This window comes from Exiguobacterium sp. s128 (genome assembly GCF_018618815.1).
GTDB classification, from domain to species: Bacteria; Bacillota; Bacilli; order Exiguobacteriales; family Exiguobacteriaceae; genus Exiguobacterium_A; species Exiguobacterium_A antarcticum.
Map to the genome: position 1 here is coordinate 45,378 of NZ_JACSMT010000005.1, position 21,218 is coordinate 66,595.

The following is a 21,218-nucleotide window of genomic DNA, read 5'->3' on the forward strand; positions in this document are numbered from 1 at the left end:
AAAAGCGCCCTCACCTTCCAGAAGGAAGATGAGAACGCAACATAATAAACGGATGCGCCTCATTCTACCGTCGTGAAAGATAGCTCCCCACAAATCACATCTGACTTGTGACAGTATTAGACCTGTTTGATCTAATCCCAATCGATCATCTTCAAAGCGATGATTGATTTCGGCAATTCTTCCTTTTCAGTCACCTCATCTGCCGCTTGACGACATCCGTGATTGTACTCTTAAGAATTGCAACCTCCATCCCACTGGTTGAGTGAGAACTAATTAAGTTAGTTATAAATTTCATTATTACTTCGTCATGTTACACAAATCGTCTTTAAATTGTCAATTCCTTTTTTGAATTTAGTGCTGTTCATGGTAAAATCCCGATATTTTTAGTACACTAAACTATAGAAGTTAACCGAAAGAAAGGATGTTGCATGAATGCCACAAGAACGTGATCAACTGACCTATCGATTAGAGGAACAAATGCGTGTGATTCTCCGGACACTACGTCGGGAACTAAACCGCCTCTTCGAAGGGACTGCGACCCGAAGTGAATTTTTCATCTTACGCAGTTTATCTGAAAATGGTCCTCAACGTCCGACCTTACTCGCAGAACAGTTTGAGCTTGCAACAAGCCAGGTAACAGCTTTGACTGATCGTCTCTACAAAGCAGGATTCGTCACGCGGACGCGTTCGACTGACGACCGGAGATCGATTGTCCTTGCATTGACAGACGAAGGCGAAGCCGCTTTTCGGGAACTTGAAATCGTCCGCCGTAAGTATCTGCAGGAACGCTTCGGTACATTGACGGAAGAAGAACTAAATGTGATGGTCCATGTGTTTGATAAGATCCTCTTGACGATGGACGAAGAGGCTGTTTCTTCATAAAAAATAGCCATTCAAAAAAATATACTTTTTTCTTAGGACAAAGTTCACTTGACTGTGTACTTTGTCTTTTTTGTCGACTTTCCTTGTTTCACTTAACATTTTTCCATTTCTTGCCGTTAGTAAAATGAGTATACTAGAAATATATTACTTAGAAATGTGTGTATAAGGAGCTGGGAGGATTTGTTGTCCATCATGAATAATTTCATCATCAATTTTTGTCTACTGTTTACAACGATCACTCTTTTGTTTCTACCGTTTCGGAATCGACCACGGGTTACCCCGAACACGAATCTGAACATCCGGCTCGTCTTAGGTGCGATTGCTGGACTGATTGCCGTGCTCTTGATGTTCAACAGTATCCAAATCGATGTGGCACGTGTCGATTTACGAATCGTTCCTGTCGTCATCGCCACGATGTTCGGCGGATTGCCGAGTGCACTTGTGACAGGATTGATGATCGTCGTTACACGCTTTGCGTTGACGCCCGTCGAACAAATCGATGCCGCGATTCTTTCATCCATCGTCATCGGATTGTTTATCATGACGATTGCCATCGTCAGACGATACGCCCGAATGACACTCTGGCATTTTGAATTGATGGTTGGTATCGGAATCGTCTATTCTTTACCCGCGATCTATCTCTTAACAAATAGTTGGTCGACCTTCATCAAAATATCACTCGCTTATATTTTCTTTAACTTGATTGCCGGTTTAGTGACCTATCATCTATTGGCGGAGCTACGACGACACTTTGAAAATATTCAGTATCAGCAAAAGCTGGCCATGACCGATGCTTTGACCGGACTTGCCAACCGTCGCCGGCTCGATGACTCCCTGTCTCTTGTCGGTTCAGCGGAAGATGGCTATTCTCTTATCCTGATTGATATTGATTTCTTTAAGCATGTCAACGATACATATGGTCATGACGCCGGGGATGACGTCTTACGCCAACTCGGGACGACCCTCGCGTCACTAGCTCGTCCGGACGACTTGGTTGGACGGTACGGCGGCGAAGAATTTTTAATCATCTTACCCAGTAAACCTGCCCTCGACGCCAAAAAAATCGCCGATCTGGCTCGGACGACCGTCGCTCGAAATCTTTTCCCGACGACAATGGTTCCCGATCTGCAAATCACGATTTCACTAGGAATTGCTCACTCGAGTGGTTCCCATACTTCCCTCGAAGCCTTACAACAAGCCGATAAGGCGTTGTATCATTCAAAAGATACAGGTCGCAATCGAAGTACTGTTTACACTAAACAACTGGAACTCGAACAAGCATAAGCAAACCGCCCTTACCTTCGTGGTAATCGGGCGGTTTTTAAATACCATCCTCTTCTTGATTCGGAAAACCGATACTTTCGACCGTGCCGAAGACGATCATCCGACTCAGTTGATCCGCCATATACGAAGCAGAATACGGCCGGTCATTTCGGAGCCACGATATCAATAAACCAAGTTGTCCACCAATGACATAATTCAACAATAAGTCCCGGTCGACTGTTTGACCGATTCGGAATTCGACCGCTCGCGATTTTTGGACTGACGCTGATGACGTATGGGACATGGGAGTTGACCCCACTCGATATGGAAACGTCTTATACTTCCATCATGGGTATCTATATGCTTCGTTCGTTCGGAATGGCCTTCATCATGATGCCAATCATGACGGCAGGTATGAATGCCTTGACGATGAAGATGATTCCCCACGGAAATGCGACGCAAAATACGTTGCGTCAAGTCGCTGGTTCGATCGGAACGGCCATTCTCGTGACGGTCATGACACGTCAAACGACAGCACACCTTGCGGATGACGCCAATCAGTTCACGACACTTGATCCGACACTTTCGCAACACTTAGGCGATCTTGGTCAACACTTAGGCAGTTCACAAGCCGCTTCGCTCAGTTGGATTTCCCAATTGACGAAACAAGCGACGATCAACGGAATCACGGATGCCTTTTGGGTCGCGACCGTCTTATCGGCGCTTGCCTTGCTTCTATCCTTTTTCCTGCATGGCAAAAAAGAACCCAATCTGGATTAAGACCTTTTAAACCCGTTGACGGCACATCGTCGACGGGTTTTTAATCGTTCGTCTTTGCACTTCCTTCATAAAATCGCTACACTAGGTTCATTGAGTTTCATATCCAAAAGGAGATGCTTTATGGTTGCCTTTCTGCAGTTTTATGCGTTTATCTTTGCTTGTTGTTTTGCGTGGCAAGTCGGACGCCCTTCATCCTGGTCTCAAAAGGTCACACGTGCCTTTTTAATCAGTATCAACAGTCTGTTCATCTTTTTCCGAGCCTCCGTGTCCATCTTTCTGTTGATTGGACCGTTACTGCTCGTTTCTTACGTTTTATTTCCGAACTTATTATACTTTGCAGGACCTTTGTCCATCATCATCAGCATACTTGTGATTGGTTTGCTCGATCGTCTCGTCAGCTTCGTCATCTTACCGATTGTCCGTTCATTCTTCCTGAAGAAAAGCCGGATGATGCCGCAGATACTTGAAGCCGCACTTTATACCTTCTCGATGGGTGTGCTCCTTTATGTGAATTTGACGGTCGTACCCGGCGTACAGATTAACGTGATGATGGCGGTTTTCTTCGGCTTTACCCTTTATTTTGCACACTACTTGTTTGCCTTGTTCCGAATTCGCCAACTCAAGAAAAAAATAGCTTCTTCACCCGAAAAACGCTGAATCGATTCAGCGTTTTTTTAATTAACCATTGACAATGATAATCGTTATCAATTATATTCTAAGAGTACTTACGTCAGGAGATGATCAACATGAACGCCCGACAACTGATTTTAGAACGACGGTCAGTCCGTGCCTATACAGATCAATCGATTCCAAACGAGATGATTGAAGAAATTCTCGAAGCCGCTATTTATGCACCGACTCATAAATTGCGTGAACCTTGGCGATTTGTCCTTGCCAATGCAGATGGACAAGTCCGGTATGTCGACCAATTGATGACGTTGCTTGCTAAACGGGGGCAACTCGATCAAAAAACAGACGAACAACGTCAAGCGATGCGTCAAAAATTTGCTGATGTTCCTGTATACTTGACTGTTTTGTATGAAGTAAAAGGAACAGAAGATCAGCAGATGGAAGATTTACTTGCGACCGCTGCCATGATTCAAAACGTTCAACTCCTAGCGACTGAACTTGGTTTAGGGTGTTGTTGGAAAAGCGGAAAACATTGGTTCACGGATGAATATGCCGAAATGATCGGTGCTTCAGAAAATGAACGTGTTGCAGGAGTCATTCAATTCGGATGGCCTGCCTTGATTCCCCCGCTCAAAAAACGAACGGCTGCACGTGACAAGTTAACGCACTTCTAAACCGGTGCGCATTCTGCGGGCTACCCCTGCTCGCGCCAATCAAGCCCCATTAAATCATCTAAAGCGTCCCTCTTTCCATTCCCTCCCCAAACGGAATCGTAAAAGATGGACGCTTTTTTTGTTTCCTTTGAATCAAAAACAGGTTCATTCCCCGGATGAAGGAATGAACCTGTTTGATCACGCATAGATGTTTTTTTGAATTAGACGGTTTTCATCTTCTCTTGATGCGCAGGCGCCTCCGGGAGTGCTCCCGTCAAGACATGGTCGACGATGCGTTTCGTCGCTTGTCCATCCTGATACGTAAAGAAACGTGCGGCAAAACGTTCAATTTGCTCCGGTTCAAACTGATTCGCTTTGATCCACGTAATGACGTCATGGAATGACGACACGATGGGTCCCGGCACAAACGATTCGTACGGGAAGTAAAAATCACGTTCTTCCTTATACGAATTCAAATCGTTGACCAAAAAGATGATGGGTTTTTTGAGCAAGGCAAATTCGAAGATGACGGAAGAATAATCCGTCACCAAAATATCCGAAATTTGCATTAAATCATTGATGTCAGGATAATCCGTCATGTCAATGATTTGATCGGAAAATTCTGCCGGAACGACCGGACGATTCAAGACAAACGGATGCATCCGTAACAGAAGAATATGATCCGGTCCAAGCTGTTCGCGAAATTGCTGAAAATCAAGCTCCTGATCGTAATGGGCGGTCGTCTGTCCATTCCCGCGAAACGTCGGTGCCAGCAAAATCAACTTTTTCGAACGCCACTCGGGATGACTCGCATATAATTTGTTCTCAATCTGAACCTGTCGCTCTTGATTCAACAACTGATCCGTCCGGGGAACACCAAATGGGTGAATCCGTTTTGAATCCATCCCAAACGCTTCTGCAAACGGTGCGACACATGCTTCTCCCGAAACATAGACTTTCGAGTAGTTGCGATGAATATCGACCATTTTTAAATAATCGTCATCCGGCGAATAGGACTTATCCAGGACACTGTACCCGAACTTTTTGAACGCCCCACACGCATGCCATAACTGAACCACTTCTGTCCCTTTGCGCAGTGACGAGACGTACACAGGATAGTAGTAGTCATCGATGATGAAGTAACGAGCCGTCGCCAGTTCATACGTTGCTCGCATCATATGAAAAACGTACTTCACCTGACCGAACAGATTTTGCGGAAATCGTTTCAATAAAAACACATAGTGAAATCCAAGTTCTCGACTTTCCAGTTCATCGTAGACGGCGCGGAAGTTATCGACGAGTTTGTCCGAACGATACGTGGCGAAGACGACTTTTTTAGGTTGTACCGGAAAAAGTTTAGACATCCAGTACGTCACCACGAGCAGATAGTGGACCGTTCGTCGTTGAATCAACCGTAATTTCTGTTTCATAAAGTGATCCCTTCTCTTCCCGATCTCATGCTTACATACACCATTCCATGACGGTTTTCCCGAAACGGTTCGTCAAATCACTTTCAAATGCCTGATGAATATCTTCGATTTGGCGAATCTGGAATACGCCTGAGACAAGATTCGAGAGATAGGCTGGAATATCTGGATACAGTTGATACAATTCCATCGTCCGTGCAAAGTCAGCCGGTGTACTTCGGCTTGATCCATAGACACGAAGTCCCTTTTCAAGAATCATCCGCGTGTTGATGGCGACCGGTTCTTCTGAAACACCGAGTAACGCCATCGTTCCTTCCGGGATGATGTAGTCAATCATCTGATTGATGGCGTATTGACTGCCGATTCCACCAACACACTCAAAACCATGGTTAAACGAAACACCTTCTGGAATTTGGTCGATATGATATGTCTCGTCCGCAAATGAGAAATAATCCAGTTTGGATTGTGTTTTTCCGAACACAAACAATTTCGCTTCCGGGTATAATTTCCGAAGCATCAGTGCTGTGATGAACCCTAGATTCCCATCTCCCCAAACGCCAAATGTTTCGCGGCGTGGATGGGCGATTTGATCAAAACGAGTCATCGCATGAACCGACACACTGACAAGTTCCGTGAAGGCAGCAACTTCCGGATCGAGATCGGCTGGTACTTCAACCAGACGGTCTGATTTAATGAAAACATAATCCTGCATGTAACCATCATAGCCACTCGAACGGAAACGGCTTGTCCGCAAATAGTTTTCCCCGATGATGTCATCTGTTTCTGACGGTGTATTCGGAACCATTGCAACTAATGTACCGATCGCAAACGTTCCAGACGGATCATGGACAACTTTACCGATTCCTTCGTGAATCATCGCCATCGGTAATTTCTTCGCCAACACTTCAGCACTTCGGCTTCCCGTGAAATACCGTTGATCGGCATGACAAATCGACAGGTAGGTCGGGCGTACGACAACCCGGTCCGAATTGAGTGACCGTTCGTCATACGTCACCTCGATCTGGCGTGGCGCCACGAGTTGATAGACTTGGTTAATCATTGGTGAATCCGCTCCTTCAGAATTGCATTGGCGATCCGCAGATCATATGGCGTCGTGACTTTAATGTTAAACAATTCACCTGTCACCAGTGCAACATCTTCGCCTTTAAGCAATAAAATCTTACACGCGTCCGTTAAGATGGCTCGTTCCTCTGCTGACAACGCTTCGTAATGTTTTTTTAATTTCGTGATTTGGAAACTTTGTGGCGTTTGTCCTTGATACATCTGATCCCGAACCGGAATGTCTGAGATTGTTTTTCCGTCTGTCGATGCAACAATCGTATCGATCGCGGAGATCACGGTATCGCAAGCACCATATTCCAAAGCAGTCGAGATGTTCTCTTTGATGATCCGGTGTGTCAAGAACGGGCGGACCGCATCATGTGTGACGATGATGTCTTCGTCAGACAAACCATTTTTGTTCTCAATCCAGTTGATGGCAGCCATGATTGATTCGTTTCGATCGTTTCCGCCTGCCGTGATGACAATCCGTGTATCATTTCCGATATACTTATCTAAAATATCACGTGTATAGTTGATCCACGCAGTTGGTGTCACAATAATGATTTGATCAAAGTCTTCGTTTAAAAGAAATTTTTCGACGGTATGCACGAGAATCGGACGCTCTCCAATTGAGAGGAATTGTTTTGGACGGTCCACGTTCCCCATTCTTGTTCCTTTTCCGCCGGCTAAGATTGCTGCATAAATCATCTTGTATCGCAGAGTGATCATCCATCAACGATGGCGCTGTCATGAGTCACTCCGCTTCCCTCCCTTATAAAAAAGTTTTTTGTTTCCACTTGCCAGCGATGTGGGTATCTCTTAAAATATGGTCTAATTTTCAAAGAATCCATCAACCAAACCAAAAAAAATAGACAAAGTTCTATTTTTTTTGGTTCGTCACGATATAATGATGGATGATTTCTAATATCACTATACTATGTTCATGCTGATTTTAAAAATCTGTCATTATTGTGTAAATGCATTGTAATCATTTAAGCGAGGAGAGATTGTTTTGACAGAAGAAATACAGATGCCACTACTACAGGCACACGTTAACTATCTAGAACTAGCCGGAACAAAATTCCGCTTCGAGGCACGCCTTTTTGGATTAACTGATTTTCTTCAGGCCGAGCAGTTACTTTTTGAAAATCCAGCTACTCCTGAACTGACAGAAGAAACACAGCCGGAAGATGGTTACATCCAGTCTGAAGCTGCCGAAGAACCGATTCCACTCGAGCGGGCAATCATCTTCCGGAACAAACGAAATAAACGAACGTTCATCCTACGTTTCCCATTCGAAGGCGACTGGGCTGAGGAAACCTTTAGCGGAGAACTCGACCTCAATCACATCACACCAACCGGTCGTCCTTTACCGATGGGCTATTTTGATGCTTTCTTCGCTATCGTCCAAGGAGAATCGATTTTACATGAAGCTCCATTTGGTGATACGCGTCCTTTGATTCCTGTCATCTATCGAGTCGATACGAAACATAGTAACCTGTTGCTTAAACTAGAGTACGAAGTGGTCGTCCAGTACTCAGAATACAGTAATACTTTAAGTTTCCATTCCCTTAAGCAAGGGGAGACGAAACGTTTTATCCGGATGATTGAAAAATTCAATAAAACGAAGAAGAATTGGCGAAAACGGGCGTTCAAGTTCCGTCGTTTTACGTTTAAGGCCATCTACAATGTGACGAAGTGGACACAGCCGATCCAAGAGAATAAAGTCATTTTTGCTTCCGACTCTCGGAGCGATGTCAGTGGGAACTTCGCTTACATCTTAAATGAAATCGAACGACGTGACCTACATTTAGACGTTAAAACGTTTTTCAAACCGAATCTCCAATCACGACGCGATTGGCGCGATAAATTTACGTTACCGTATCATCTCGCGACGGCAAAAACGATTTTAGTCGATGATTTTTATCCGATGATTTATCCGCTCAACATCCGTAAAGGAAGCGATCTTGTTCAGGTCTGGCATGCTGTCGGAGCCTTCAAGACATTCGGCTACAGCCGTCTCGGAAAACCAGGCGGTCCAAGTGCCAACTCGCTCAGTCACCGGAACTATACGAAAGCCATCGTCAGTTCGCATAACGTCGCACGTCATTATGCGGAAGGATTCGGCTTACGCGAAGATCAAGTCGTCGCAACCGGTATTCCACGGACCGATATGTTCTTTGACCAAGACTACATCGCCGAGGCGAAGGAACGGATTTATGAAGAATATCCGATTTTCAAAACTAAAAAAGTCATCATGTTTGCGCCGACGTTCCGAGGAAATGGGGCGAAGAGTGCGCATTATGATTTCAGCCAACTCGATTTGGATGCCTTGTATGAAGCCTTCCATGAAGACTACGTGTTTGTCTTGAAGATGCACCCGTTCGTCCGACGCCGGATGGAGATCCCGGAAGTCTATGCCGACTTCTTCCTTGATCTGACGGATCATCGAGAAATCAATGAGTTACTGTTCGTCTCTGACATTTTGATTACCGACTACTCATCGACATGTTTTGAATTTTCACTGCTCGACCGACCAATGTTGTTCTTTGCCTATGATTTAGAAGATTATATCTCGAAACGTGACTTCTACTATGACTTTGAAGAATTTGTCCCTGGACCGATTGTTCGAACATCTGAAGAATTGATTGAGCGGATCAAAAACGAAGACTTCGAGATGCAAAACGTCAAGGCCTTTGCTGAATACTTCTTCGAACAGCAGGACGGGAAATCCAGTCAACGTTTTGTCGATCAAATCATTCTTGGAGAAAACAAATGAACCAAACACCAAAACCAATGACCTTTTCATACGATCATTGGCTCGGGAACTACAAAGTATTACTGATCTTCATGGTCGTGTTTGGTCATCTGATTGAAACGTTCCGTAACCTGGATGGCAACGACTCCGTTCAAATCGTCTACAACATCATCTACTTGTTGCATATGCCGGCGTTCATCTTCATGAGCGGTTACTTTTTTAAGGAAGTCCGACCCAAACGGATCATTTCGTTCGTCGTGCTTTACTTGATTTGGCAATCGATTCATGAAGTCTATCTTGCCTACGTCAATGAAAAGACGGTCGATGGATTGATGGACGGGCTACTTCACCCGCTCGTCCCGAGTTGGACATTATGGTATCTGCTAGGCATCATCATCTGGCAGATCGTGACCCCTGGTTTCCTGACGCTTCGGTATCCGCTGTTAATCAGTGTGCTGTTTGCCTTACTGATCAATGCCAATCCGGGTTCCATCACGAATTTCCTGTCCCTCCAAAAGGTCGTCAGTTTTTATCCGTTCTTCTTGATGGGGTATCTCGTCAAAGAACGGGGATGGCTCGCTGATGGGCGGATTCGCGATTGTCTGACATCACCAATCGGTCGTTTGACCGGATTGATCGTTTCCGTGTCCATTGCCATCGCTATGGCAGTTTGGACAAAAAACGGATTTGACACCGTCTGGCTGTTCTACAGGGATACCTATGGGGAGTTTGACGTCCCGGTACTGAAAGGAGCATTGATTCAACTCTTTTTATATGCGGTCAGTACCGTGATGATTTTCTCCGTATTAATGATGATTCCACACCGTTCGTTCGGTGAACGGTTTGATCAAATCGGGATTCAGACGTTGGCGATTTATTTGTTACACTCATTCATCGTCCGACTGTTTCGGGATTCCGTTCCACCATGGATTGCCGAATCGCCGGTGTTACTGATTGGTTCCTCCTTCTTGCTCGCTTTGTTCTTCGTTTGGATTTTATCAAGTCGTCCGGTCGTCCGACTGTTCCGACCGCTACTATCACCAAACGTCAATTGGCTGTTCAAGAAAACACTTTGACGCTTTGACTCCCATTGATATGCTCCCTTCAAAAGTAGACAGTTTAGTTATTTCAACTGCCTACTTCTGAAGGGATTTTTTTTATGATCAAGGAAGAACAACGACTAAACGGCCTGAGTTTCCTTGATTTCAGGGTTCAGGCCGTCAGACTATTTATTATTATTATTTCACCTGTCTACTTGACGGACAGCCGTTCAAAGAAGAGACGGCCTTCTTTTGTATTCCGGTCATTCCTTCACAAAAAAGTCCGGCTTTCCGATGATCAGATGCTTCGCACTGAAGCGGATGATGTTGTCCTTGCGCAGCTTCGACAGGACGCCGGACACCGTCTCTCGCGACGTCCCGGACAGACGCGACAGTTCGATCGTCGTGAACGGACAGCTTACGTGAATCCCATCCTCCCGCGTGTCCCCGAGGTCCTCCATCAGGAAGTGGATCGTGTTGATGACGCGCACCGTCGCGTTCGGCGTGATGATCTCCTGGACGCGCCGCTCGTGCAGGTCGAGCAGACGGTTCATCTGCTTGATGATATGAAACAACATGGCCGAGTGCCGCTTCGCCATCTGCTCAAGCTGGTACGTCGGGACATAGTAGACCTCGATGTCCGTCAGCGCTTCCGCCGTGTACCTGTAGAATTCGTCCTCGAATATCCCGCTGTAAGGGAAGAGCTGGCATGGCTTCAGGTAATCGGAATACTGGAGCGTCCCGGCGAGATTCAGCCGCTCTAATCGGACATACCCTTCGAGCAGGAAGTAGATTCGCTCGCGCGGGTCCCCTTCCATGAACAGCAGTTGCCCTTTCCGGTACGTCCGGTGGAAGACGTGCGGCAGAAGCTGCGCAAGCTCCCGTTCCGTACATGTTTCGAAGATGTCGAGACCGCGCAGTTCTTCCGTCGTCACGTTCCGTTTCATCCCGTTCCCTCCTTCACTTGTTCTCCTCACTATCATACATTCCCTCATCGAGCCGTGCGTATGCAGGATGTCACGGTTTTAAGGCAATCGAAAAGGAGCGGCCGCAGTCGCTCCTTTTCCTTCAGACGAGCTGGTTGAACGAGACAGCGATCATCGTGCCCGTCTCACCGGCAAGCGCCTCCTTCACCCGGTCGAGCGAGGTGATGACGGCTCGGCGTCCGTCCTTCGAACGGACGAACTCGAGCGCGGCCTCGACCTTCGGCAACATACTGCCGGGCGCGAACTCCCCGCTTGCGATATATCGCTCAAGCTCCGCGGCGGTCACTTCCCGAAGCGCCAGCTCGTCCGGCTGATGATAGTGGATCGCGACATGTTCGACCGCCGTCAGGATGACGAGCGTGTCGGCCTCGATCAGCTCAGCGAGCTTCTCGGCCGCAAAGTCCTTGTCGATGACGGCCTCGACGCCGACATATCCTTCTCCTGTCTCAACGACGGGGATCCCACCACCACCCGAGGCGACGACGAGATGTCCCCGTTCGACGAGGTCGGTCAACACGCGATGCTCGATGATCGACTGTGGGCGTGGGCTCGGGACGACACGTCGGTAGCCGCGCCCCGCGTCCTCGCGGTAGACATATCCGTTCATCGTCAGGGCGTTCGCCGCCTCCTCGCTATAGAACGGACCAATCGGTTTCGTCGGATTCAGGAAGGCCGGGTCATTCGGATCGACGACGCAACGCGTGACGACGGTCGCGACCGTCGGCGGACTTTCTCTGTGCAGGAACGCATGGTCGAGCGCGTTCTGAAACCAGTAGCCGATCATCCCTTGTGTCATCGCAACACAGACGTCGAGTGGCATCGCCGGGATTGCTGGGATCGACGACGCCTGCTGAAGTAGCAGGCTCCCGACCTGTGGTCCGTTCCCGTGGGTGACGACCATCTCATAGCCTTCCGAAACGAGCCCAGCGAGCGCGTCTGCTGTCCTTGCAACGGCCCGGATCTGCGCCTCAGCCGTCGCTTCCTTCCCTTGCTGAATCGCGTTCCCTCCAAGCGCGATGACGATTCGTTTTCCTTTCATGTCAAACTCCTCCTAGATGGATAAATTGCCATTCCACATTGCGATGAGCGCAGCAAACGCGAGGACCGTCAGTACCGCAGTACCCGTCCATTCCCATTTCGTCAGTCCTTTGATGCCTGCCTCCCGTTGTGCCTTGACGTACAGAAGCGTACCCGGTGCGTACAGGAGCGTCGTCAGCAGAAGATAATCCATACCTGCCGCGTAAATTAGCCAAATGCCGTAGGCGGAAGCGACGAGCCCGAGCATCAGGTCGCGCGTCCGTTTCTCACCCGGCGCATAACCGATCTCACCGCGCGACACCTTCACCTGGAAGAAGGCAGAGACCGCGTAAGGGATCAGGATCGCGCTCGAAGCGAGCGAAAAAGCGAACGTGTAGGCGGCGTCCGAAATCAGGAAGGTGAACAGGAAGAGCTGAATCAAGCCGTTCGTCAGCCAAAGGGCATTGACCGGTGCCTCGTTCTTGTTCTCTTTCGCAAACCATTTCGGGAAGACCCCATCCTTCGCTGCGATATACGGAATCTCGGCCGCAAGCAGCGTCCAGCCGAGCCATGCCCCGAGCACCGAGATGACGAGCCCGATGTTAATCAGGACGGCACCCCATTGCCCGACGACGCTCTCGAGGATATACGCCATCGCCGGACGGTCGATGGTGGCAAGATCCGCATTGGACATGACACCGAGCGACATGACGGAGATCAGGACGTAGATGATGAGTGTCCCAATCAGACCGATCACGGTCGCCTTTCCGATGTCAGAGCGTTTATTTGCGCGCCCTGACAGGACGACCGCCCCTTCGACACCGATGAATACCCAGAGCGTGACGAGCATCGTCGAGACGACTTGCTCCTTGACCGAGCTGAAGTTGAAGCCACCTTCACCGAAGAACTGGAACGTGAACTGGTCGAGGTTGAAGGCAAACAATATGAGCGTGATGAAGGCAAAAATCGGGACGAGCTTCGCAATCGTCGTGATGATGTTGACGAGCGAGGCCTCATGGACGCCGCGCAGGATCAAGGCGTGGACGAGCCAGAGAAGAACGGATGCCCCGAGGATCGAGGCGAGGTTCTGCCCGCCCTCAAAGACGGGGAAGAAATAACCGACCGAGCTGAACAGGAGCGTGGCATAGGCGACGTTGCCGAGCCAGGCCGACAGCCAGTATCCCCAAGCCGAGTTGAAGCCGACGAACGGACCAAACCCTGCACGGGCGTAACTGTAGATGCCGCCGTCGAGGTCCGGCCGACGCATCGTCAAGTTTTGGAAGCTGAGTCCGAGCGCGATGATCCCGATGCCGGTGATCACCCATCCGATCAGGACAGCGCCGGCGCTCGCGCCGACCGCCATGTCGGCGGCGAGGTTAAACGCCCCGCCCCCAATCATCGAGCCGACGACGACTGCCGTCAGTGCGAAGAATCCTAATTTCTTCTGTTGTTTCGCTGGCGACGTACCTGATGTGCCGGTCGTGTCATGCGGTTTGGTAACCATAACTCTCATCCTTTCTGGTGTGAGAAATCAGTTCCAAATGTCAGAGCAGTCCGTCATCGTCGCCGCCATCACGGCCTTGATCGTATGCATCCGGTTCTCTGCCTGATCGAAGACGGAGGAATGCGTGCTTTGGAACACCTCATCCGTCACCTCCATCTCGCGCAGTCCGTATTTCTCAAAGATGGCGCGCCCGACCTCCGTCTCCTGATCATGGAAGGCAGGCAGGCAGTGGAGAAAGACGACATCGTCGTTGCCTGTCTTGCGGATCATCTCCATATCGACCTGATACGGTGTGAGCAGCTTGATCCGCTCCTCGAATTGAGCTTCTTCACCCATCGAGACCCAGACGTCCGTATAGATGACGTCCGCCCCGTCGACGGCGGCGTCGATGTCTTCCGTCACCATGATCCGTCCGCCGTTCTCGGCAGCGACCGCTTCCGCGTAGTCGATGATCGAGCGTTCCGGCCAGAGCGATTCCGGCGCGCAGATCCGGATGTCCATCCCGACCTTCGCCCCGCCAATCAAAAGGGTATTGCCCATATTATTCCGGCCGTCACCGACATAGACGAACTTGATGCCTTTCAGATGCCCTCTCTGTTCCTTGACGGTCAGGAAGTCAGCGAGGATTTGCGTCGGATGGTACAGGTCGGTCAAGCCGTTCCAGACCGGGATGCCTGCGTCCTTCGCGAGACCTTCGACCGTCGCGTGGCTGAAGCCGCGATACTGGATGCCGTCGAACATCCGGCCGAGGACGATCGCCGTGTCACGGACCGATTCCTTCTTGCCGAACTGGATGTCGTTCTTACCGAGGTACTCCGGATGCATTCCGAGATCGATTGCAGCGACTGTGAAGGCGCAGCGCGTCCGAGTCGACGGTTTCTCGAACAAGAGCGCGATGTTCTTACCACTAAGGACACGGTGCGGAATGCCTTCCTGTTTCTGCCGTTTCAGTTCTGCCGATAGATCAATCAGGTAATTGATCTCACTTTCTGTAAACTCATTCAATGAAAGGAAGTGACGATTCCGGAGATCAATATGCGCTGTTTTCGACATGATAGGTTCCTCCTCTTGGTTTTAGATATCTTCTCGTACCAACGGACAACTCATACACCGCGGACCACCTCGTCCACGTGACAGTTCGCTCGACCCAATCTCGATTACTTCGATTCCGTGTGACCGTAGCAGCTCGTTCGAGACGTAGTTTCGGTCGTACGTGACGACGACGCCCGGTGCGATTGCGAGCGTATTCGATCCGTCGCTCCACTGCTCGCGGGCCGAGGCGATCGCGTCCCCTCCGCCGCACGGGATGAGGACAAGGTGGTCGAGATGGAGCGCTTCCTTCAACGTCTCGAGCAGGTCGGTCCGTTTCGTGATCGTAATGTCGTCCGCACCGCGCGTCAGCTCAAAGATGTTCATCTGCCCGCCCGATCCCTGTATCGCCGAATGGATCGTGAACTTGTCGTAGTCAACCATCGTGAAGACGGTGTCGAGATGCATAAATGCGCGGGATTTCGGAATTTCAATCGCGATGACCTTCTTGAACTCGCTCCGCTCGAACAGGTTGCGTGCGAGCCGTTCGATCCCTTGTGCCGTCGTCCGTTCCGAGATACCGATTGCGAGCACTTCTTTCGACAGAACGAGTTCGTCGCCCCCTTCCATCGAGAAGCGGTATTCACGGTCCGACCAGACCGGGATGTCATGCTTCGCGAAGCGGGGGTGATATGTGATGATATAGTGCATGAAGAGTGATTCACGCCGCCGCGCCGGTTCCTTCATCCGGTTGATCGTCAGGCCGTCGCCGATCGCAGCTGCTGGATCACGCGTGAAATAGAGGTTCGGCATCGGATCGAGATAGAACGGATATGTGTCCTCGATCATCTCATGCAGGTGCGTCCGCTTGCTGTGCGGAATTTCCGTCTTGCGGATACCCGCCATGACGGCCTCGACGAGCTGCTCGTTGTCGAAGCTGAGCAGATAATCGCGAAGCTTCTCGTACGATCCATTGATGTTCGACTTCGATTCCTCGAGGACGTTGGCGACGAACTGTTCCCGCAAGTGAGGAATCGCGAGTACCTCCTCCATCAGCTTCTCGAGGTAGAGCACCTCGATTCCTCTGTTTCTCAGGACAGCGGCAAAATAGTCGTGCTCCTTTTGGATGACGGGCAGGTGTGGGATATCGTCGAACAGCAGACGACCGAGATGGTCTGGTGTCAAGTTCTCGAGCTCCCGGCCCGGCCGTTTCAAGAGTACCGTCTTCAATTCACCGATCTCGGACGTGACGTGGATTGGTAAATTTCGTATCGCCCCAGTCGTCCGTTCATGTCCATCTAGTGATTGTGTCATGATGAATCCTCCTTTAGGGATATCATTCCTGCTTACACCCTTAGTTTATGCTCACTGTTGAGCATATGCAGCGGGCTTCCGTCCCTAACTATGTAAGCGTTTACACATATGACCAGAACTTTTATGCAAGTGAACGTATCCCCATGCAATAACATTCTGGTCGCTCCCCAATTGCACCCCGAATCCTTGCATTGTTTTTGCATGAACGATTCTTTTTTTTTTCAAAAATATGTAATCCTTCATTTAATTGATGAGTCTGTTAGCAAAAATAAGAGAACTGGCGGATGGACACAGACAAACCTAGACTACGAAGTGAAGCATGGGGCGTGAGTCAGACAAATCGAAAAACTGTAACCTTTTTTGTGGGAGCAGTTCAGAATCACTCCTTTTTACTTTAAATCATCGTTTGTCTGTTTTAAGCTTTTTCAACGCTCTAAATTGACACGGTCTTTCCCTTGAAACTAAGATAGTAAAGGTACATACACTAAACGCTGACAGTAGCGTCCAGAAAGAAGGGATCCCCTTGCAAGCGGATCAACGTAAAAAATTAACGGTCCTGATGATCAATATGTTCATCGCCGTCGGGAGCTTCGGGATCATCATTCCGATTCTGCCCGCTTATTTAGCTTCAATCGGTCAAGGCGGAACCGCTGCCGGTCTGATGATTGCCATATTTGCCGGAGCACAGCTCATCATGTCACCCGTCGCCGGAAAATGGGCGGATCAATACGGTCGCCGGAAGATGATCATTTATGGTTTGATTGGGCTGACGTTATCGATGTTCGTCTTTTACTTCTCGAATTCCGTCACGATTCTCTATATATCGCGGGCAATCGGTGGTGTCGGTGCGGCATTATTGATTCCAGCGATCTTTGCTTACGTCGCGGACATCACGACGATGGATCAGCGCGCAAAAGGGAATAGTTATGTCTCTGCAGCGATGTCACTCGGAATCGTCATCGGTCCCGGAATCGGCGGTTTTCTTGCTGAATTCGATTTGAAATTGCCACTGCTCATCTCAGCACTCGTCTCGTTACTTGCTGTTTTGTTCAGCGTTCTGTTGCTTCAAGAAAGTGACGTCCATGACGCAACGGCGATGGCACCGGATGAAGGTTCGATGTGGAGCAAACTCGGCGCGTCGTTCCATAAACCCTACTTCGTCCCGCTCGTCATCACGCTTGTCATGAGTTTTGGGTTGATGGCCTATGAGTCTGTCCTCGGTCTGTTCGTCGACAATCAGTTTGGGGCGTCTCCAAAAGACATCGCCATCATGGTGACGTCGACCGGAATCATCAGTGTCATCGCCCAAATTTTCGTCGTCGACAAGTTGTCGCGCAGTCTCGGCGAAGGAAAAGTCTTGAACATCTTCCTGTTGATTGCGACACTCGGTTTCTTGTTGTCGTTACTGACAGCGAGCTACGGTGGATTCTTTGCCGTCACACTCGTCATTTTCCTTGCGACATCCATCCTACGTCCGGTCTTGAACACGATGATTTCCAAGCTCGCCGGAAACGAACAAGGTTTTGCGATGGGCATGAACAATGCCTACATGAGTATCGGAAACGTCCTCGGTCCGACACTTGCCGGATTGTTATATGACGTCAACATTCTCTATCCGTTCGTACTCGGACTTGTTTTCCTCGCTGTGACCTTGATTGGTTCTGTCATCTGGCAACGCCGTCAGTCCCGGCTGATCAAAAAAATCGAACAAACGTCTTAATACCAGACAAAAAGCAACTCGCTTCCGATATCACATCCGGAAGCGAGTTGCTGTTTTTATTCACTTGTTGCTTTTAATTCACCCGTTCCAAAATCAGCATCAAAGGCGCGACACCAGATGACGACACGGCTATGTTGCGTCAAATCCACTTCTTTCGGGAGGACGTAGTTTTGGTCTCCCTGATTCCCTTTTAGCGCCCCGAGGCGGATCCCGTCTGCCGTTTCTTTGCCTGGCTCCACCAAGTAAACAAACAAGTCCGGTCCGTTCATCGTTTGAAAATCTTCGAATCGCAGATATAACACATCGTCGTCTGCCGTTACCGTTTTAATCTTTCCTGACGTTTGATAATTTTTTTCACCGTCCACAAACGTTCCGGAGAAGTCAGCCTGTGCTTCTTCGGGAGCCGGTGTTGTAGGTTCCGACTGGTCCGTCTCGGATGCTGTTGTCTCATCTTCTTGTTCTACCGTCGAAGAAGCGGGAGGCAATTTCTCATCCACGGCTTGATGCAAGAACAGCGGCGATACGAGCCACCAACTCAACGCCAGTACACCGACGACCACAATTGCCAATATGATTTTTGATCCGTTTCGCACCGTCTCCACTCCATTCCTCCGCTTGTAGAACTCCTGACCGTTCGTTTAGCCATATTGTTTTTGATGCGCCTTTTTTAATGTTAAATACTCTTCATCCGCCCGGATCAGATTCCATTTTTCTCGGAAAATTTCAGCCGACTTCGCTTTTTCCGGATCGATTTTCCGCTCGTTCAACTCGCCCGTCTCTTTGTTTTTATATTTCCGTCCGCCTTTGTAATTCGTGTACCGGCGTGCCCGTGTGTGTCCCATCTGAATAAATTTCCGCGCCATGTCCATCCCGACGAAGTCTCCGGCTTCTTTGTAATCCAAATACATCTGATAGATTTTTTCAGAAGATTCCGTTGCGATTTCCGGCGTCTTGAATCGCCAGTGCGGCAAAATTTCTCCTTTATACGGTTCAACGAGCAGGACGCCCTGCTCCCCCCGTCCGACGCGGTACTTTTCCGGTTCTTTCCGAAAATCCGTCGTCTCAAAATCTAAATCGTAATCAAATGCCATGCTTATCGCTCCCTTCCCCTAAAGGATTCCCGGGAACAAGCGGCTTTAATCGTGTTCGTACAGTCCGGTCGTATAGACCGCCGTCAAGGTTTTCGCGATTTCTTCAATCGACGCTGTCGTCTCTTCCCGGATCACTTCGAACAGATACATTTCGTTTGCAAAAAACCAGCCGCGTGCAACGAGTGTCGGATTGAGGTCCGAACGGGCGAGTCCACTGCCCTGCGCATAGCGGACGTCGCGGCTGATCCGTTCAATGAAGCGTTCGCGGATTTGTTTCCACTTGGCCCGGATGATATACGACACGCCGATTGCCTGTTCGACGATTCGGAGCATCTCCCGTTCTTGTTCGGCGAGCCGCAGGAAAGCCGTCGCCTGTTGCTCGATTTGTTTTTTAGCTTCTTCAGCTGTTCCTGGCTCAAACGGTTGTTCCGCCACTTGATGAAAACGATCCATGACGTCTTCCATCAGGACGATTAACAGTTCATCTTTTCCTTCAAAGTGAACGTATGCCGTCCCGTAGCCGACACCTGCCCGCTTGATGATTTGTGAAATCGTCGTCGTTTGAAAGTCGTTTTCGAGAAAAACTTCCCGGGCTGCCACCAACAGTTTTTCCCGTGTCCGGATTGTCCGAAGATGCCGTTTATCGATTTTCATGTCGTCTGATTTCATGATTTTCCCCACCTCTCCTGCTTCTCTATCCGATAATATTGACACAATGTCAATTTGTTTGCTACGCTTTTGTCAAAATTGATTACGGATTCATTTTGAGGAGGAACGGACATGCCATTGACCGCTAAGCGTGCGGAAGCAATCGAACGAGACGAACAGGATCGACTGGCCCCTTACCGGGACGAATTTTATCTCCAGGAAGGCTCGATTTACATGGACGGCAACTCACTTGGGCTGTTATCGAAACGGGCGGAAACCACGTTGCTCGAATCACTCGCCGATTGGCGCGAACTCGGGATTGACGGATGGATGAAAGGACGCCATCCGTGGTTTGAACTGTCTGAAAAACTGGCTGCCTTAAACGCACCCCTCGTTGGCGGAAGTGCGGATGAAGTCATGGTGACCGGTTCGACGACGGTCAATCTGCATCAACTCGTAGCAACGTTTTTTGCCCCATCCGGACAACGGACAAAGATTTTAGCCGACAGCTTAACATTCCCGTCTGACATTTATGCGCTTCAAAGTCAGCTGCGGTTGCGCGGACTCGATCCGGCAGAACATCTCGTCCAAGTCGAGAGTCGTGACGGACGGTTTCTCGATGAAGCGGATATCATTGCCGCGATGACGGAGGAGATCGCGTTGATTGTCTTACCGACCGTCCTGTACCGGAGTGGTCAGATTTTAGATATGGAACGTCTGACACGGGAAGCCCATGCCCGCGGTATCTTGATCGGCTTTGACGGCTGTCATTCCGTCGGTGCGATTCCGCATGCCTTTCATGACTGGGGCGTCGACTTTGCCTACTGGTGCAACTACAAACATTTAAATGGCGGTCCGGGAACGGTCGGCGGACTGTTTGTCCACGAACGGCATTTCGGCACGTTGCCGGGTCTGACCGGCTGGTTCGGCTCCCGTAAAGATAAACAGTTTGATATGGATCATACGATGACTCCTGCCGAAAACGCCGGTGCCTTCCAGATCGGAACGCCGCACGTCTTGAGCCTCGCCCCGCAAATCGGTGCACTCGAGCTGTTTGCAGAAGTCGGGATCGACGCAGTCCGGACAAAGTCATTGGCACTGACGGACTACATGATGACGCTCGTCGATCAGGAATTGACGCCGTACGGCTTTGTAATCGGGAACCCGCGTGACGACAAACGACGTGGTGCTCACTTGAGTCTCGAACATCCGGAAGCGGCACGGATCTGTAAAGCATTGAAGGCGCATCACGTCATTCCTGATTTCCGGGCACCGAATATTGTCCGGCTGGCCCCTGTTGCCTTGTATAATAGCTTTGAAGATGTCTATGAGGTCGTCTCGATTTTGAAAACGATCATGGACGAAAAACAATATGAACAGTTTAAGAACGAACGCGAAGTCGTCGCGTAAGGAG

Annotated in this window: 20 protein-coding genes, 1 pseudogene and 1 riboswitch; of the genes and pseudogenes, 9 read left to right on the forward strand and 12 right to left on the reverse strand. The window is 49.4% G+C overall.

The window, feature by feature from the left end; genetic code table 11:
- Nucleotides 1–72: 72 nt before the first annotated feature.
- Nucleotides 73–257: riboswitch (Lysine riboswitch) on the reverse strand.
- A 175-nt stretch (nucleotides 258–432) separates the two neighbouring features.
- Together KNQ13_RS03460 and KNQ13_RS03465 are read left to right on the forward strand one after the other, a co-directional pair.
- Nucleotides 433–882 (forward strand): MarR family winged helix-turn-helix transcriptional regulator, encoded by a 450-nt coding sequence (locus tag KNQ13_RS03460; protein ID WP_014969224.1) that lies wholly within the window; start codon nucleotides 433–435, stop codon nucleotides 880–882.
- A gap of 192 nt (nucleotides 883–1,074) precedes the next feature.
- A complete protein-coding gene (locus KNQ13_RS03465) occupies nucleotides 1,075–2,166 on the forward strand; it encodes a GGDEF domain-containing protein (protein WP_236624354.1) in 1,092 nt (363 codons plus the stop codon).
- 37 nt (nucleotides 2,167–2,203) lie between these two features.
- On the opposite strand, the gene KNQ13_RS03470 is transcribed toward KNQ13_RS03465, so the two are convergent.
- Entirely contained in the window at nucleotides 2,204–2,449 is a 246-nt protein-coding gene (locus tag KNQ13_RS03470) for a TetR-like C-terminal domain-containing protein (RefSeq protein ID WP_026830572.1), read from the reverse strand.
- Here KNQ13_RS03470 and KNQ13_RS03475 point away from each other — a divergent pair.
- The 3 genes and pseudogenes from KNQ13_RS03475 to KNQ13_RS03485 all read left to right on the forward strand — a co-directional run.
- A pseudogene (locus tag KNQ13_RS03475) lies at nucleotides 2,377–2,925 on the forward strand (MFS transporter); the annotation flags it as partial. The gene KNQ13_RS03470 and the pseudogene KNQ13_RS03475 overlap by 73 nt on opposite strands.
- Before the next feature lie 120 nt (nucleotides 2,926–3,045).
- Nucleotides 3,046–3,582, forward strand: coding sequence for a hypothetical protein (locus KNQ13_RS03480; protein WP_026830570.1), 537 nt, complete (start codon nucleotides 3,046–3,048; stop codon nucleotides 3,580–3,582).
- An 89-nt stretch (nucleotides 3,583–3,671) separates the two neighbouring features.
- Nucleotides 3,672–4,229, forward strand: a complete 558-nt coding sequence (locus tag KNQ13_RS03485; RefSeq protein WP_026830569.1) for a nitroreductase family protein — start codon at nucleotides 3,672–3,674, stop codon at nucleotides 4,227–4,229.
- Nucleotides 4,230–4,429: 200 nt separating this feature from the next.
- Here the strand turns inward: KNQ13_RS03485 and KNQ13_RS03490 are convergent, their stop codons facing one another.
- The 3 genes from KNQ13_RS03490 to KNQ13_RS03500 are packed head-to-tail and all read right to left on the reverse strand — an operon-like array spanning nucleotide 4,430 to nucleotide 7,405.
- Complete coding sequence (locus tag KNQ13_RS03490) at nucleotides 4,430–5,638, reverse strand: CDP-glycerol--glycerophosphate glycerophosphotransferase (RefSeq protein WP_026830568.1); 1,209 nt, start codon at nucleotides 5,636–5,638, stop codon at nucleotides 4,430–4,432.
- 31 nt (nucleotides 5,639–5,669) lie between these two features.
- Nucleotides 5,670–6,695 carry a ribitol-5-phosphate dehydrogenase gene (locus KNQ13_RS03495; RefSeq protein WP_014969219.1) on the reverse strand — a complete coding sequence of 342 codons (1,026 nt, stop codon included), beginning with the start codon at nucleotides 6,693–6,695 and terminating at the stop codon, nucleotides 5,670–5,672.
- The gene (locus tag KNQ13_RS03500) at nucleotides 6,692–7,405 is read right to left on the reverse strand and encodes an IspD/TarI family cytidylyltransferase (RefSeq protein WP_014969218.1); all 714 of its coding nucleotides are present in this window, start codon (nucleotides 7,403–7,405) and stop codon (nucleotides 6,692–6,694) included. The genes KNQ13_RS03495 and KNQ13_RS03500 overlap by 4 nt, the downstream gene beginning before the upstream one ends.
- A gap of 304 nt (nucleotides 7,406–7,709) precedes the next feature.
- Here KNQ13_RS03500 and KNQ13_RS03505 point away from each other — a divergent pair, with 304 nt between their 5' ends.
- Nucleotides 7,710–9,476 (forward strand): CDP-glycerol glycerophosphotransferase family protein, encoded by a 1,767-nt coding sequence (locus KNQ13_RS03505; RefSeq protein ID WP_236624353.1) that lies wholly within the window; start codon nucleotides 7,710–7,712, stop codon nucleotides 9,474–9,476.
- A complete protein-coding gene (locus KNQ13_RS03510; RefSeq protein WP_026830566.1) occupies nucleotides 9,473–10,531 on the forward strand; it encodes an acyltransferase family protein in 1,059 nt (352 codons plus the stop codon). Before KNQ13_RS03505 ends, KNQ13_RS03510 begins: the two co-directional genes overlap by 4 nt.
- Nucleotides 10,532–10,758: 227 nt before the next feature.
- Here the strand turns inward: KNQ13_RS03510 and KNQ13_RS03515 are convergent, their stop codons facing one another.
- From KNQ13_RS03515 to arcA, 5 genes are all read right to left on the reverse strand, one after another.
- A complete protein-coding gene (locus KNQ13_RS03515; protein WP_236624352.1) occupies nucleotides 10,759–11,478 on the reverse strand; it encodes a Crp/Fnr family transcriptional regulator in 720 nt (239 codons plus the stop codon).
- An 85-nt stretch (nucleotides 11,479–11,563) separates the two neighbouring features.
- Nucleotides 11,564–12,520, reverse strand: a complete 957-nt coding sequence (gene arcC / locus KNQ13_RS03520) for a carbamate kinase (RefSeq protein WP_026830564.1) — start codon at nucleotides 12,518–12,520, stop codon at nucleotides 11,564–11,566.
- Between the two features lie 12 nt (nucleotides 12,521–12,532).
- On the reverse strand, nucleotides 12,533–14,002 hold the full coding sequence (arcD, locus tag KNQ13_RS03525) for an arginine-ornithine antiporter (RefSeq protein WP_034774132.1): 1,470 nt from the start codon (nucleotides 14,000–14,002) through the stop codon (nucleotides 12,533–12,535).
- Between the two features lie 27 nt (nucleotides 14,003–14,029).
- Nucleotides 14,030–15,055: an ornithine carbamoyltransferase gene (gene argF, locus KNQ13_RS03530; protein WP_026830562.1), complete on the reverse strand. Its 1,026-nt coding sequence runs from the start codon at nucleotides 15,053–15,055 to the stop codon at nucleotides 14,030–14,032.
- A gap of 21 nt (nucleotides 15,056–15,076) precedes the next feature.
- Nucleotides 15,077–16,345 (reverse strand): arginine deiminase, encoded by a 1,269-nt coding sequence (gene arcA / locus KNQ13_RS03535; protein ID WP_051590475.1) that lies wholly within the window; start codon nucleotides 16,343–16,345, stop codon nucleotides 15,077–15,079.
- Between the two features lie 523 nt (nucleotides 16,346–16,868).
- Between arcA and KNQ13_RS03540 the strand changes: the two genes are divergently transcribed.
- Nucleotides 16,869–18,065, forward strand: coding sequence for an MFS transporter (locus KNQ13_RS03540; protein ID WP_014969215.1), 1,197 nt, complete (start codon nucleotides 16,869–16,871; stop codon nucleotides 18,063–18,065).
- Nucleotides 18,066–18,121: 56 nt separating this feature from the next.
- Here the strand turns inward: KNQ13_RS03540 and KNQ13_RS03545 are convergent, their stop codons facing one another.
- From KNQ13_RS03545 to KNQ13_RS03555, 3 genes are read right to left on the reverse strand one after another with little or no spacing between them, the layout of a single operon-like run.
- A complete protein-coding gene (locus tag KNQ13_RS03545) occupies nucleotides 18,122–18,658 on the reverse strand; it encodes a DM13 domain-containing protein (RefSeq protein WP_261974119.1) in 537 nt (178 codons plus the stop codon).
- 45 nt (nucleotides 18,659–18,703) lie between these two features.
- Nucleotides 18,704–19,156, reverse strand: a complete 453-nt coding sequence (locus KNQ13_RS03550) for a DUF4385 domain-containing protein (RefSeq protein ID WP_014969213.1) — start codon at nucleotides 19,154–19,156, stop codon at nucleotides 18,704–18,706.
- A 45-nt stretch (nucleotides 19,157–19,201) separates the two neighbouring features.
- Nucleotides 19,202–19,825, reverse strand: coding sequence for a TetR/AcrR family transcriptional regulator (locus tag KNQ13_RS03555; RefSeq protein ID WP_026830558.1), 624 nt, complete (start codon nucleotides 19,823–19,825; stop codon nucleotides 19,202–19,204).
- A gap of 111 nt (nucleotides 19,826–19,936) precedes the next feature.
- Here KNQ13_RS03555 and kynU point away from each other — a divergent pair, with 111 nt between their 5' ends.
- Nucleotides 19,937–21,214, forward strand: coding sequence for a kynureninase (gene kynU / locus KNQ13_RS03560; RefSeq protein WP_026830557.1), 1,278 nt, complete (start codon nucleotides 19,937–19,939; stop codon nucleotides 21,212–21,214).
- Nucleotides 21,215–21,218: the final 4 nt, after the last annotated feature.

Bases quoted from the DNA above. Each gene is read 5' to 3' on its own strand.
- KNQ13_RS03460 (WP_014969224.1), top strand. From the start codon at position 433: ATGCCACAAGAACGTGATCAACTGACCTATCGATTAGAGGAACAAATG.
- KNQ13_RS03465 (WP_236624354.1), top strand. From the start codon at position 1,075: ATGAATAATTTCATCATCAATTTTTGTCTACTGTTTACAACGATCACT.
- KNQ13_RS03470 (WP_026830572.1), bottom strand. From the start codon at position 2,449: ATGTCCCATACGTCATCAGCGTCAGTCCAAAAATCGCGAGCGGTCGAA.
- KNQ13_RS03480 (WP_026830570.1), top strand. From the start codon at position 3,046: ATGGTTGCCTTTCTGCAGTTTTATGCGTTTATCTTTGCTTGTTGTTTT.
- KNQ13_RS03485 (WP_026830569.1), top strand. From the start codon at position 3,672: ATGAACGCCCGACAACTGATTTTAGAACGACGGTCAGTCCGTGCCTAT.
- KNQ13_RS03490 (WP_026830568.1), bottom strand. From the start codon at position 5,638: ATGAAACAGAAATTACGGTTGATTCAACGACGAACGGTCCACTATCTG.
- KNQ13_RS03495 (WP_014969219.1), bottom strand. From the start codon at position 6,695: ATGATTAACCAAGTCTATCAACTCGTGGCGCCACGCCAGATCGAGGTG.
- KNQ13_RS03500 (WP_014969218.1), bottom strand. From the start codon at position 7,405: ATGATTTATGCAGCAATCTTAGCCGGCGGAAAAGGAACAAGAATGGGG.
- KNQ13_RS03510 (WP_026830566.1), top strand. From the start codon at position 9,473: ATGAACCAAACACCAAAACCAATGACCTTTTCATACGATCATTGGCTC.
- KNQ13_RS03515 (WP_236624352.1), bottom strand. From the start codon at position 11,478: ATGATAGTGAGGAGAACAAGTGAAGGAGGGAACGGGATGAAACGGAAC.
- arcC (WP_026830564.1), bottom strand. From the start codon at position 12,520: ATGAAAGGAAAACGAATCGTCATCGCGCTTGGAGGGAACGCGATTCAG.
- arcD (WP_034774132.1), bottom strand. From the start codon at position 14,002: ATGGTTACCAAACCGCATGACACGACCGGCACATCAGGTACGTCGCCA.
- argF (WP_026830562.1), bottom strand. From the start codon at position 15,055: ATGTCGAAAACAGCGCATATTGATCTCCGGAATCGTCACTTCCTTTCA.
- arcA (WP_051590475.1), bottom strand. From the start codon at position 16,345: ATGACACAATCACTAGATGGACATGAACGGACGACTGGGGCGATACGA.
- KNQ13_RS03550 (WP_014969213.1), bottom strand. From the start codon at position 19,156: ATGGCATTTGATTACGATTTAGATTTTGAGACGACGGATTTTCGGAAA.
- KNQ13_RS03555 (WP_026830558.1), bottom strand. From the start codon at position 19,825: ATGAAATCAGACGACATGAAAATCGATAAACGGCATCTTCGGACAATC.
- kynU (WP_026830557.1), top strand. From the start codon at position 19,937: ATGCCATTGACCGCTAAGCGTGCGGAAGCAATCGAACGAGACGAACAG.